Origin of the sequence: Pseudomonas sp. TWR1-1-3 (assembly GCF_049896805.1) — a bacterium.
Lineage (GTDB): Bacteria > Pseudomonadota > Gammaproteobacteria > Pseudomonadales > Pseudomonadaceae > Aquipseudomonas > Aquipseudomonas bubulae.
The window spans coordinates 875,134-886,844 of the sequence record NZ_JAFCUZ010000001.1; the positions used below are offsets into that span (position 1 = coordinate 875,134).

The following is an 11,711-nucleotide window of genomic DNA, read 5'->3' on the forward strand; positions in this document are numbered from 1 at the left end:
CTTTGGGAGAGGGCTGGGGTGAGGGGCTTTTGAGGCCGATCAATATTCTAAAATCTGGAGCCCGAAAACATGACTGACACCCCACATTTCCCGTTATCGGCGGTGGTCGGCGCGGACTCATTGAAACTGGCGCTGTGCCTGACCGCCATTGACCCGAAAATTGGCGGCGTACTCATCGAAGGCCCGCGCGGCATGGCCAAGTCGACGCTGGCACGCGGTCTGGCCGACCTGCTTGCCAGCGGCCAGTTTGTCACCTTGCCGTTGGGCGCAACCGAAGAGCGTCTGGTTGGTACCCTCGACCTGGATGCCGCACTGGGCCAGGGCAAGGCGCAGTTCTCCCCGGGGGTGCTGGCCAAGGCCGACGGCGGCGTGCTCTACGTCGATGAAGTCAACCTGCTTGCCGATCATCTGGTGGACGTGCTGCTGGATGTGGCAGCGAGCGGCACCAATGTGGTCGAGCGTGATGGCATCTCCCATCGGCATGCTGCGCGTTTCGTGCTGATTGGTACCATGAATCCGGAAGAAGGCGAGTTGCGCCCGCAGTTGCTCGACCGCTTCGGCCTGAATGTAATGCTCAGCGGCCAGCCGCAACCGGAAGAACGCAGCGAAATCATCCGCCGGCGCCTGGCCTTTGACGCTGATCCGCAGAAGTTTTGCGCGCAATGGGATGAGGCGCAAACGACCTTGCGCGAGCGCTGCCAGCAGGCCCGTGAACGGCTGGGCAGCATCGCTCTGGATGATCAGTCTCTGGCTGTTGTAACTGAGCGCTGTTTTGCCGCCGCGGTGGATGGCATGCGTGCCGACCTGGTCTGGCTGCGCGCAGCGCGGGCCCATGCCGCCTGGCGCGGGGCCACGGCCATCAGCCTGGACGATATTGATGCCGTGGCCGAGTTTGCCTTGCGTCATCGCCGCCGAGAACCTAAAGGCCAGGCGTCAACACCACCACCGCAGTCACCCCCTCAGGCCAGCAATGCTTCGCCTCAATCGGGGCAGGGCCAGTGGGGCGAACTGCCTGCACAGGTGCAACCCATGGGCGCGCGCCGTGAAGTGCCGAGCTGGCCAAAAAAGCCCTAGGCATCCGCCCCCGTTCTGCAGTGGGGGCGGATGCCAGGCCCCGGTCAGGTCAGCTCTCTGCGGGCAGGCAAGGCGCAAGCCGCAGCGCCGGCAGCGGGATGATCGACTGGGTGCAAACCCTGCTCGGCGGTCGTCCCCGGCTGCACGCTGATCTGGCCTGGAAAACCCGGCAAAGTGCAGCGCCGGAACTCTGGCTGGTGGTGGTGGATGCGTCTGCTTCAACCCGTCGCCATCAGGCGCTGAGTGACGCCAAGGGGCTGCTGGCCCAACTGTTTGAAGATGCGTATCGCCAGCGTGTGCGGGTGGCGGTGATGACGGTCAGCGCAAAGGCGCCGCAGTGGCAGGTCATCGGCTCCAAGGCGTCTGCTGCCTTGAATGACTGGTTGCAGGGCTTGGGTGCTGGAGGCGGGACGCCTTTGCTGGAGGCCTTGCAGGAAGTCGCTGACTGGCTTGAAAGGCGCCGCAAACAGTGTCCAGAGGAACAACAGCGCTTTTTACTGTTGACCGATGGCCGACTGAAAGAGTGGTCAACGCTGCCGGCCATTGACTGCCCGGGACTGTTGATCGATATCGAGCGTGGCCCGATTCGTTTGGGCCGCTCGCGTCAAATGGCCGCCGGGTTGAATGCAGAGTATGTACACATTGATGGCTGATTATTTGTGGGAGCTGGTCAACCAGCTCCCAAATCAGTCAGCCGCTTCTCAAGCAGGCATGACCCAAGGCTGCAGGGTGTAGCCTTCGCTGCTGATCTCGGCGCGGGCTTGTGCCAGCAGGCTTTCCAGCTGAGCGGCGTCAGCGCAGGCGCTGCGCGGGATCTGTTTGCGGCCGATACGGGTATTGGTGCGATCGATAACAGTCAGGCTCAACTCGCCATGACCATCCTGTGCAGCCCAGGCAACGCATTGAAAAGGTTCAAAAGCGTGGCCGGCAATCAAAAGAGCTTCGTTGAAACGGAGCGGGGCGTTCATAGGGTGTTCTCTCAAGTATGCCCATCAAGTGATTAACCGTCGGCTGGGCTTACCGTTCGGTTGGTTACTTGTACTGATGACCTTAGAGGGGCATCAGGTCACACACTTTCGTCATATTTTTAAAAGTTTTTTTATATGACTGATCCAGATCAATTTTCAGTGAGTGTATCTATCGCCCCTGCTCATGAAACGAGGCTGTACAGTTTGATTGGCTATTAGGGTTATAAACAAACGATCCAGAAAGCGCCCAATGGCTTGCTAAGGTTACGCGTAAGTTGAACAAGGGACTGTTTTTAATGCTGTTTTATGTTTTTCTGGCGCCAAGGAACAGTCATGCTTGCAATGTCCTCTCCCCGACGTCTGCTGGTGGTCGATCCCTGTGCGGATTGTCATGAATTGCTCCCCGGTCTGCGAACCATAGGCTGGGCGGTCGACAGCTGCACTCTGGCAACCGTTGTTGACCGCTCTTGCGATGTTGGCCTGTTCAGGCTGCAACCTTTTCATCTGGAACGTCCCGAAGCGGTAAAAGACATGATCAGTCGCAGTGGTACCGAGTGGATTGCGGCGCTCACCCCTGACGTACTGAAAATGAACAATGTGGGGGATTTTGTCTGCGAATGGTTTTTTGACTTTCACACCTTGCCCTTTGATGTCTCCCGGGTCCAGGTCACACTCGGCCGGGCCTTTGGCATGGCGTGCCTGCGAGGGCAAACTTCAACCCCGTCCGATTTACAGGAAGATGAACTGCTGGGTGACAGCCGATTGATGCGGGACCTGCGCATGACGGTGAGCAAATTTGCACCCACCCAGTCGCCCATCCTGATTCGCGGCGAGAGCGGTACGGGCAAGGAGCTGGTCGCCCGCACACTGCACCGTCAATCCCAGCGCAACGGCAAGCCCTTTATCGCAATCAATTGCGGCTCCATTCCCGACCACTTGATCCAGTCTGAGCTGTTCGGCCATGAAAAGGGCTCCTTCACCGGCGCCCATCAGCGCAGGGTTGGACGCATTGAGGCCGCGAATGGCGGTACGCTTTTTCTGGATGAAATTGGCGATCTGCCGTTGGAATTGCAAGCCAGCCTGTTGCGCTTTTTGCAGGAAAAACACATCGAGAGAGTCGGCGGCAACCAGCCGATCCCCATCGATGTTCGTATTCTGGCAGCGACCCATGTTGATCTCGAGGCGGCAGTCGCCAACGGTCAATTTCGTGAAGACCTGTATTACCGCCTCAACGTGTTGCAATTAACCACCGCCCCCTTGCGAGAGCGACATGGTGACCTGGCCATGCTGGCCAGTCACTTTGCCCGTTTCTACAGTCTGGAAACAGGCCGTCGCCCGCGTACGTTCAGTGACGAGGCGTTGATTGCCATGGGCAATCATGGCTGGCCGGGAAATGTCCGCGAGCTGGCCAACCGCGTGCGTCGTGGCCTGGTATTGGCCGAAGGGCGGCAGATCGAAGCTCATGATCTGGGCCTGGAGTTGCGCCCGTTGTTGGTCGGCACGATGAACACCCTTGAACAATACAAGGACCGCGCCGAACGCCAGGCACTGTGTGAGGTGCTGGACCGGCACAGCGACAATTTGAGCATGGCCGCCAAGGTGCTTGGGGTTTCGCGGCCGACGTTTTATCGGTTACTGCACAAGCATCACATTCGTTAAAAACAGCAAAAGGCCCCCAGCGCTCAAGCGCGGAGGGCCTTTTGCTGTTTAGAAGTAGTAAGGGAATTTCAGGCTGAAGGTGAAGTCTGGCGCATCGTCGGTCAAGCCTATGGACAGGTTGGGCACGATGGTCAGGTTATCGGTCGCTGCTACGGTCATGCCGATATTGAAGTAACCGGCGTTGGCATCACTGGTGGTAACTGTTTGCCAGTCACCGCCATCCTGCTTGAGTTTGCTCTTTTTCTGAATCAGGTCGGACACGGAAAACGACATACTCATTTTTTCGTTGAGGGCAAAAGCAACCCCTGCGCCAATCTGGAAGCTGTCACCCAGTTTGACCTTGCCGGGCTGCTTCAGGTTTTGCGTGGAACTGATGTCGTCAAATGACTCTTCAAGGTTATGGGTATACGAGAGAGAGCCGAATAGCACAGCTGGGTCGAAGGTCTTGACCAGGGAAATGGCAGGGCTGATCGACCACACACCATTGCCGGTGGGCAGGTCTTCAGGGACAAACAAGTTGGTGTTTTCAGAGGCTTTGACCAGTTTGATGCCAAACGGGTCCTTGCCGGTGGGGGCCTTGACCCGCACGCTGAAGACTGCATCCGGGGTATTGACCGACTCGTCGAGGAACTTGTACGCGACTCCGAAGTTGACGTCGCCAATGGTCGGGTCGCGGGTAACCGTTTGCTCTGAAGTGGCTTGCGCATCACCGCCGTTGGCCCCGCCGGACTGGTAAGTACTCTCGCGGTAAATCACTGGAACGTTAACGTCAAACTGCCAGCGGTTATCCAGGTTATAGCGTCCGGTGAGGTCAAGGGTCCAGTTGTCGGCCTTGATCCGGTCGAGGTTGAGGTTGCCCAGGAAAATTGAATCCAGGGCCAGAAAACCATTGAGAATCAGCTGGCGTGTGTCATAACGCGAATAGGTAATACCCGTTTCGAGGCTGAACTTGCCGCCGCCGAAAAAACCGCTGGCTTCATCGTAGAGGTTGACCACACTCTGGGCGGGGGCGGAGTCATCCTTGAGCGCGGCGCCATAAGAGCTGCCTTGTGCAGCGGTACTGGTGCCACTGGCAGCCGTAACGTTCTGGTTGCCCTTCATGTCGGCCGGTGATTTGGCCAGGCGCCTGGGTTGCGGCGTCGCAGGCTGATCCTCAACTTCACGCACCCGTTGCTCAAGCACTGCCAGGGCTTTTTGCTGTTGTTCGTAACGTTGGCGAAGCTCCATAAGTTCTTGTTTTAGTAGCGCTAGATCGGCATCAGCCGCTGCATATAACAGGGGTGACGGGAATATAGTGCTCATACATACAACTGCGCGAAAGGTTATCGATCGATGCATGAAATAAGCCGTCCAGATAAGCCAAGTTGTAGAGCCTGAGCCTAGTTCAATAACCCATATTGCGAAGGCCTTTTAATTGATTGAGGTTGCAATCGAGCGCGCCGGGGCTGGGCAGGTTGTTACCCAGTACCACGTTAAGTTGTGCCATGTTATTGACCCTATTACCGCCGCCCAGCAAAGTAGTGCTTTGCAATACGCCACCCTGGGCGATTTGCTGCAGTGAGTTGCCTTGATTGTTGTTGGCCTGGATGGCCAGCTGAACGCCCCCAGCCGTGGCCGAGACGGTCACATTGCCCGCACCAGCAGCCTGGGTGATGGACGTATGGGTCGTGAGTAAAACCCCTTGCTGGTTGACCACGGGGGCCTGGTCGGCCTCGCTGACATTGATGTCGACGTTGTTATAGGCGCTGTTGTTGTCACCCGCAGCCCGAACGCTCTGGGTGACGCCCTGGGCTGTGGTCAGGCCCGCACCACCGGTAACCGAACCAGTGCCGTTTGAGCCAGGGGCACCGTTACCGGCAGAACTGTAAGTGGACACGTAAAACTTGGGTTCAATGGTGTTTTGCACATACATGGAAGTACTGGCGCCGACTACGCCACCATTGCTGCTGGTCCAGGTACTGTTCATCACGATGCCGAAACTGATGATCCGCCCGGGCATCACATAGCGGCCGCGCAACTCGGCCATTTCAGTGTCTCTCAATTCAACCGGTTTAAAGGACGCCGCCTGGGCGTGCAGGCTGGTCGCAAGGCATGCGGCAATCAGCCAAATGGAAGTTTTCATGTACGGCTCCTGGAGCGTCGGGCCCCGTAGTCATGATTGACGCACCTTAAAAAAAGTCGCTTTGGATAAAACCGAAGTCCATGAGTTCTGCGTCTTTAACCGGGTTAAACCCGTCGAGCTGGTTTTTTGCGGTCAGCGGGGCAGGCGGGGTCAATAACGCATTGGTCTTGTCGTAACCGGGGCCGATGATGGCAAACACAATGCCATTCCAGCCTTTGAGGAAATCTGCGTGGGAGTAGCGCTTGTGCCCCAGGACAGGGTCGCCGATATACACCCAGTCTTTTTGCGCGCGTTGCAGCACCACAAAGTGCTTGTAGCCACGGATATCCAGTAGCACCACAACGGGTATGTTCACGCTTTCAAGGCTCTGCGCCGGAATTCGGTAACCCCTGGCGCGCATGCCGATGCTCTCAACGTAGCGCTTCATGTCGAGCATTGAGAAGCCCTGGGTGCGAACCAGATCCTGATCAGCGTTTTGCAGCATCCCCTTGATGATCTGGTCTTCGTTGACGTCCAGCCAATAGGCCTGACGCAGCACGGTGGCGAGCGCCGCAGCGCCGCAACTGAAATCGGTTTTTTGTTCAACGATATCCGCAAAGCGCCTTTCACGAATGCTCTGCACCTGCTTGAACACCAGGTTGCCGCCAGGCAGGGCAGCGATTGGCATCTGTGCGGCATGGGCCATTGCGCTCAGGCCGAGGAAGAGGGTGAGGGCGACAATACGCATGATTGATACGCCTGAATAAGGAAAAAGGGTCTCATAAACGAGACCCTTCTTTAGCGTCGCGACTACATGCAGACCTTGCAGCCGGCAGCGATGGACAGCGAGTTGCTTTGTTGGTTGCCGGTACCTGCCGCAATATTGGCACCGCCATTACCCGAGTAGCCATTGAACGAATGGTCCATGGTGGCGTTGTTGACGACAGGGGTTTTGTTGTTCCAGCCCGACCCTTGATTCCAGGTATTCACATTGCTCAGGTAAGACGCACCGGCTTCGTTGATCACCGACAGGTTGTTCGAGGTTTGCGAGGCGGTTGCCCCGGCGCTGGCGATACGACCATTGGATACGGCGATGGCCAGGTTGTTTTTCTGTTGGTTGAACTCGCCCGAAGCAACGTTTATGCCGACGTTACCCGAACTGCCATTGGCCGAGCTTTTGATCGAGGCGTTGTTTTGCGCGCCATAGTTGTGCGAGTTGTTGTGGCTGTTGGTCTGGGTGGCGCTGGTCAGGGACGCAGCGGTACCAAACACAAAGCTCTCGTCTGAAGTGGCGATCGCTACGGCGTTGTCTTGCTGGTTGCCGGAGCCGGAAGCGGCGTTCGCGCCCATGTTGCCTTCAGACCCTTTGATCGAGTCCTTGATGGTTGCATTGTTTTCGACCGCCTTGTTGGTCACTTTGTTGTTGTGACTGTTTTGCACGTCAATCACGACTGCAGCGGCGGCGGCATTAGGGTCAAGGGTGTATGCAGGCGGTGTCGATGGAGGCGGCGGATTGTTGTTGCCGTTGCCGTTACCGTTGGCTTGAGCAGATACGGCCACCAGTGTTGCCAGAGCGAAAGCCAGTGGCTTCAGAGCGATTGACGGTTTCATGGTGTTTCTCCGTGCATCATTAGTTGGGTTAAGTGTTGGTACTTTCCAATTGCACTGCGTTGTTGCCGGGTCAGTCAGCAACCCGGATATTCAGGGTGTTAGCCATGCGGTTCCCCACCCCTGCACTCTGGTTCAACTGCACCACCCCTCGGCTGCCGGTGAAGGCCTGATCGCTGGTAACGATCTGGCGACTGCCGCTGGCGGGGGATGCGGTACCCGAGTCTGGAAGCAGCGCCACGTTCTGCTGGGACAAGGCGCTGTCGTCGATACCTTGCGGCTGGGCACTGATGCTGACCCGCACGGCATTGACCATCTGGTTATTGGCTCCGGCTGACTGGTTGATACCGATCACGCCGCTGCCATTACTGAAGGAATTGCCACCGATAGTTGCCCGGGCATTGAGCGAGGTGTCGGCGGGGGTATTGAGTTTCTGGGTCACTGCAGTCGTAGCGCGTGCCTCGGTGCCGATGGCAATTGCACGGATATTGACTTGCTGTTGCTGATCACCAGAGGCCTGGTTAAGCGAGACATTGCCATGGTAGTTGGCCCCCGAATCCTTGATCGTGGCGTTGTTATCGGAAGCCGCCACAGCGAAGGAGGTGACCAGCAGCGCGGCAATCAGTGCAGGCAGGCGGCAGGCAATCATGTTATTTCCCCTGGCCCAGGGCAGAGAGCGGGCGCATCCCTTGGCTAATGCTGTTGCCAATCGTGCCGGAAATGCTGTTTGCGCTGCCGCCAGCATGACCATTGCTTATGCCTGGCAGGCCGTTGCTGGTGGTGAGGCCGGGCAGTGTGTTACCACTGGGCGTAATGGACCGGGTGATCGCAGCTCCGCTGCTGACGCTGGCAAAATCACCATCGCTCAGTTCACGGGTTGCACCCATGACTTGAACCAAGGGGCTGGCATTGACGGTTAGCGGGTCAGGATCGGGATGCATGGGCGGATTGCCCACCGCATGGGGTTGCACGGTACGGGTAAGCACTATCTCGCCATTACTGGCGCCATGAACAACGGCGCACCAGCCCAGCAAGGCGCTCAGGCTGCAAGCCATCAGCAGGTGACCATTACCACAACATGCGTGCCCCATGACTGTGCTCCCTTATCGACGCTAGCCCTGGCAAGCGTGATAGGAAGAGAGCATGAGCTGTGCCATTTCCAATTTAATGTTTGAAAACAACAGCACACAGCACGATGACTGTTCCGGGCGGGATCAGGTGTAACGAACATGAGATGTCAGTGTGCAGCCCCGGCCCTTGTACAATAAGGGCCGGGCTGGACATTACGTGGGGCAGGGGGGGGTCTCGTTAGCCTTACAATTTCGCAAAGTCGTGCCTCAAACCAATGTTTTAGAGGCTTCACGAAATTTTCATGTAACAGCAACGGACATTGGCAAGAAGCTGAAAGCATTAAGTAACTCGCTTGCCAGTTGTTTGTTGTAAACAACCTAACTTATGGACTAATACTGTCTGAGCAAGTTTCCCGACTACCCATTAATTGTTCGACTGCGGCGCAGGCATGCTGTTGCCGGGCCTGCCAGTCGCCGGTTATCACTTGTACGGTTTGTTGATGATCGGTGAGCCAGTCAAGACTGGCCGCAAAAAACGCCTGGCGTTCCGCCAGTGAGGGTTGGCAGCGTTGACCGTCAGCGGTCCACTCCACATCGTCGGGGGACAGCAGCAAATGCAGGTCGTAGTGGCGCTTGAGCAGTTCAGTTTCAAGCCACTGTGGGCAGTCACCAAACAGGGTCTGGCTCCAGAGGATATTGCTGAGTAAATGGGTATCCAGAATCAGCAGCGCGGGTTGTTGGGCGCGCGCTTCGTCTTCCCAGCGAAGCTGCCCGAGAGCGATGTCCGGAATATCGGCCAGGCAGGTCTCGCGAGGGTTTTGCTCGATAAAGTAGCGCACATACTCGCCCACCATGGTGCCGCCAAAGCGCTGCTGCAATAACGCAGCGAGCCAGCTCTTGCCACTCGACTCCGGCCCCGCCAGAACGACCACCTTCATGTGCGCAGCGCCGGGTCGCGGCGCCAGTCACGCCAGCCTTGAATGGCTATCAGGGTAAACAACGCGTACAGGCCGGCGGTGAAGTACAGGTCCTGCCAGGCAAAAAAGCCGATATAAAGCACATCGATGACACACCACAATGCCCAACACTGCAGGCGTTTTTGCGCCATCCATAATTGGGCAACCAGACTGAAGGCTGTCAGCGTGGCATCTGACCAGGGGAAAGTGGAATCGGTCCAATGGGCCATTGAGGCGCCGAGAACCACGCTGCCGATGGCGCCTGCAATCACCCCGCCCAGCACTTGCAATGGGCTTAACCGGCTGACGACACGGCCTTCATGCTGTGCCCCTGCGCGTGTCCACTGCCACCAGCCATAGACTTGCAACAGGGCAAAAAATACCTGCAAGAGCATGCCTGAATACAGTTTGATCTCGAAGAAGATCCAGCTGTAGAGCAGCACCATCACCAGACCGATGGGCCAGCACCAGGGGTTCTGTTTGACTGTCAACCAGACAGCAATGACGCCGAGTGCGGCGGCAAACAGTTCAAGCCCTGACATTGGGATTCCTTGGGGAGAGAGAAGGGCGGGGATTGTACCTGCAGGCGCACTGTTTGTGCTCTGGCGTTTTGCCGTAGTTGTGGGAGCGGGCTTGCCCGCTCCCACAGGATCAAGGCCGATGCAGCAACACATAGTCGTTCTTGTCGAAACGACCGCTCAGCGTCGGGGCAATATTACCCAGGTCACTGCCTTGCAAGGCCTCATAGTCCTTGCGATCCATGATGATCCAGGCCGGAGCCGGCAATGCTGCCAGTTCAGCGGATGACTGGGTAAACAGCGGTAGCAGATCACGATCCACGTTAACCATGAACTTGATCGCCTTGGCGTCCTTGCCCATGCCATGCAGTACTACTGGGGCCGGAGCCTGGTCGATCAGTTGCATGGCCTTGAGGGTAAAGGTACGCGTATCGTAAAGGCTGCGCTCTGCAGGTTCGAAGACCATGATGTAGCTGCTCCACATCGCCAGCACCGCACAGCTTGCCAGCCCCGCAACACGCCATTGGGCTTTGAACAGTACGCCAACGGCCAGAACCTGAAGCACGGCCAGGGCCACGAATATGACGGTCAAGGGTGGCAACTCTTCACCAAAACGCTTGCGTACAACCAGCAGACCGATAATCAGTAAACCCGGCAGCAGCAGGAACAACCCCTGAATCAAGCCGCGCAGGCCAGCAAATACCCGCCCGTGCATGACCTGGAACGGGTAGGCCGCAATAATCGCGGCCATCGGTAACATGGGCAGCAGGTAACGGGCCTTTTTGGCCTGGGGAATCGACAGGCCGATCATCACGATCAGGGCTGCACCAACGCAGTACTTGACCAGTTGCAAGGCTGGCCCCGACGGCTTGCGCCCGGTAATCAGGATCGCCAGCAGCACCAAAACGGCCAGCGGATAAGCCAGCGCGTAATTGCCCATGGAACTGGTGAAGTAATACAGCACGCCGCTGGCGCCTTCGGTTCCATCCATGCGTCCTGTCACTTGCATGCGGATGACTTCATGTACAAAAGCCTCACCGCCACTGATCCAGGCCAGCATCAATAACGTGCCAATACACAGGATCAGCAAGACCAGCGCTTGCAGGCCAAAGCTGATCAGGCGCCGCCACTGGCCATTAAGCAGGTAATAGCTGCACAGGATACCGCTGGGAATGACCAGGCCGATCGGCCCGCGCACGGCAAAACCCAGTACCAGCAGGGCCAACAGCCAGAAATGACGGCGTGGTGCCGCAAAGTGATCGTGGGCGTAAGCCAGGTAGAAGGCACTGAAACTGAGCGCTGCCAGCATCTGGTCAAGCGATACCGCACGTGTTTCGGTGATAAAAGTCATGCTCAGCAACAGCAGTGCCACGCTGACCAGCGCCCAGGTGCGCGATTGCGCCGCTACCAGGCGATACATCAAGGTCACAATGCTTGCACTGGCAATGGCCGTAGGTAGCCAAGCTGTCAGGCTGGTGACTTTGCCAAAGGGCAGGGACAGCAGCCAGGTAAGCAGGGTCGAGGTTGCGCTGTAGTCCGCGTAAGGCTGGCCGTAGGTGGTCGGGAAAAAACCGGGGCCGTGACGCAGCATTTCATTGGCGAACATGACAAAGCGCGAATCAAAGCCGATCGCGGCCTCTTGATGGTTGCCCAGGATAAACAGCAGCAAGGCGAGCGCGCCCAGAATCAGCGATTGCCTGCGCAAGGTGAGCAGGGCAGGGGAGGTGAAATCGGCACGCATGTCGAGTTTCCTTGTC

Annotated in this window: 13 protein-coding genes; 3 read left to right on the top strand and 10 right to left on the bottom strand. The window is 57.5% G+C overall.

Annotated elements, in window-relative coordinates; genetic code table 11:
- Positions 1-69 precede the first annotated feature (69 nt).
- Positions 70-1,074 (top strand): ATP-binding protein, encoded by a 1,005-nt coding sequence (locus ACP7BE_RS03815; RefSeq protein WP_095000292.1) that lies wholly within the window; start codon positions 70-72, stop codon positions 1,072-1,074.
- Between the two features lie 98 nt (positions 1,075-1,172).
- Entirely contained in the window at positions 1,173-1,727 is a 555-nt protein-coding gene (locus ACP7BE_RS03820) for a vWA domain-containing protein (RefSeq protein WP_426104793.1), read from the top strand.
- Positions 1,728-1,775: 48 nt separating this feature from the next.
- Here ACP7BE_RS03820 and ACP7BE_RS03825 read toward each other — a convergent pair whose 3' ends face one another.
- Positions 1,776-2,042 (bottom strand): hypothetical protein, encoded by a 267-nt coding sequence (locus ACP7BE_RS03825; RefSeq protein ID WP_095000290.1) that lies wholly within the window; start codon positions 2,040-2,042, stop codon positions 1,776-1,778.
- Between the two features lie 333 nt (positions 2,043-2,375).
- Between ACP7BE_RS03825 and ACP7BE_RS03830 the strand changes: the two genes are divergently transcribed.
- Positions 2,376-3,701 (top strand): sigma 54-interacting transcriptional regulator, encoded by a 1,326-nt coding sequence (locus ACP7BE_RS03830; RefSeq protein WP_426104796.1) that lies wholly within the window; start codon positions 2,376-2,378, stop codon positions 3,699-3,701.
- Positions 3,702-3,749: 48 nt separating this feature from the next.
- Here ACP7BE_RS03830 and ACP7BE_RS03835 read toward each other — a convergent pair whose 3' ends face one another.
- From ACP7BE_RS03835 to ACP7BE_RS03875, 9 genes are all read right to left on the bottom strand, one after another.
- Positions 3,750-5,039 carry a transporter gene (locus ACP7BE_RS03835; RefSeq protein WP_095000288.1) on the bottom strand — a complete coding sequence of 430 codons (1,290 nt, stop codon included), beginning with the start codon at positions 5,037-5,039 and terminating at the stop codon, positions 3,750-3,752.
- Between the two features lie 46 nt (positions 5,040-5,085).
- Positions 5,086-5,823, bottom strand: a complete 738-nt coding sequence (locus tag ACP7BE_RS03840) for a hypothetical protein (protein WP_095019960.1) — start codon at positions 5,821-5,823, stop codon at positions 5,086-5,088.
- 46 nt (positions 5,824-5,869) lie between these two features.
- Positions 5,870-6,550 (bottom strand): C39 family peptidase, encoded by a 681-nt coding sequence (locus ACP7BE_RS03845; RefSeq protein WP_095000286.1) that lies wholly within the window; start codon positions 6,548-6,550, stop codon positions 5,870-5,872.
- Between the two features lie 62 nt (positions 6,551-6,612).
- Positions 6,613-7,413 carry a hypothetical protein gene (locus ACP7BE_RS03850; RefSeq protein WP_095000285.1) on the bottom strand — a complete coding sequence of 267 codons (801 nt, stop codon included), beginning with the start codon at positions 7,411-7,413 and terminating at the stop codon, positions 6,613-6,615.
- A gap of 70 nt (positions 7,414-7,483) precedes the next feature.
- A complete protein-coding gene (locus tag ACP7BE_RS03855; RefSeq protein ID WP_170943695.1) occupies positions 7,484-8,059 on the bottom strand; it encodes an adhesin in 576 nt (191 codons plus the stop codon).
- A gap of 1 nt (position 8,060) precedes the next feature.
- Positions 8,061-8,501, bottom strand: coding sequence for a hypothetical protein (locus ACP7BE_RS03860; protein ID WP_426104800.1), 441 nt, complete (start codon positions 8,499-8,501; stop codon positions 8,061-8,063).
- A 362-nt stretch (positions 8,502-8,863) separates the two neighbouring features.
- Positions 8,864-9,418: an AAA family ATPase gene (locus ACP7BE_RS03865; RefSeq protein WP_095019956.1), complete on the bottom strand. Its 555-nt coding sequence runs from the start codon at positions 9,416-9,418 to the stop codon at positions 8,864-8,866.
- A complete protein-coding gene (pnuC, locus tag ACP7BE_RS03870) occupies positions 9,415-9,978 on the bottom strand; it encodes a nicotinamide riboside transporter PnuC (protein WP_095000282.1) in 564 nt (187 codons plus the stop codon). Before pnuC ends, ACP7BE_RS03865 begins: the two co-directional genes overlap by 4 nt.
- A gap of 109 nt (positions 9,979-10,087) precedes the next feature.
- Entirely contained in the window at positions 10,088-11,695 is a 1,608-nt protein-coding gene (locus ACP7BE_RS03875) for an ArnT family glycosyltransferase (RefSeq protein ID WP_426104802.1), read from the bottom strand.
- Positions 11,696-11,711 lie beyond the last annotated feature (16 nt).

Bases quoted from the DNA above. Each gene is read 5' to 3' on its own strand.
- ACP7BE_RS03830 (WP_426104796.1), top strand. From the start codon at position 2,376: ATGCTTGCAATGTCCTCTCCCCGACGTCTGCTGGTGGTCGATCCCTGT.
- ACP7BE_RS03875 (WP_426104802.1), bottom strand. From the start codon at position 11,695: ATGCGTGCCGATTTCACCTCCCCTGCCCTGCTCACCTTGCGCAGGCAA.
- ACP7BE_RS03845 (WP_095000286.1), bottom strand. From the start codon at position 6,550: ATGCGTATTGTCGCCCTCACCCTCTTCCTCGGCCTGAGCGCAATGGCC.
- ACP7BE_RS03835 (WP_095000288.1), bottom strand. From the start codon at position 5,039: ATGCATCGATCGATAACCTTTCGCGCAGTTGTATGTATGAGCACTATA.
- pnuC (WP_095000282.1), bottom strand. From the start codon at position 9,978: ATGTCAGGGCTTGAACTGTTTGCCGCCGCACTCGGCGTCATTGCTGTC.
- ACP7BE_RS03815 (WP_095000292.1), top strand. From the start codon at position 70: ATGACTGACACCCCACATTTCCCGTTATCGGCGGTGGTCGGCGCGGAC.
- ACP7BE_RS03840 (WP_095019960.1), bottom strand. From the start codon at position 5,823: ATGAAAACTTCCATTTGGCTGATTGCCGCATGCCTTGCGACCAGCCTG.
- ACP7BE_RS03860 (WP_426104800.1), bottom strand. From the start codon at position 8,501: ATGGGGCACGCATGTTGTGGTAATGGTCACCTGCTGATGGCTTGCAGC.
- ACP7BE_RS03825 (WP_095000290.1), bottom strand. From the start codon at position 2,042: ATGAACGCCCCGCTCCGTTTCAACGAAGCTCTTTTGATTGCCGGCCAC.
- ACP7BE_RS03865 (WP_095019956.1), bottom strand. From the start codon at position 9,418: ATGAAGGTGGTCGTTCTGGCGGGGCCGGAGTCGAGTGGCAAGAGCTGG.
- ACP7BE_RS03850 (WP_095000285.1), bottom strand. From the start codon at position 7,413: ATGAAACCGTCAATCGCTCTGAAGCCACTGGCTTTCGCTCTGGCAACA.
- ACP7BE_RS03855 (WP_170943695.1), bottom strand. From the start codon at position 8,059: ATGATTGCCTGCCGCCTGCCTGCACTGATTGCCGCGCTGCTGGTCACC.
- ACP7BE_RS03820 (WP_426104793.1), top strand. From the start codon at position 1,173: ATGATCGACTGGGTGCAAACCCTGCTCGGCGGTCGTCCCCGGCTGCAC.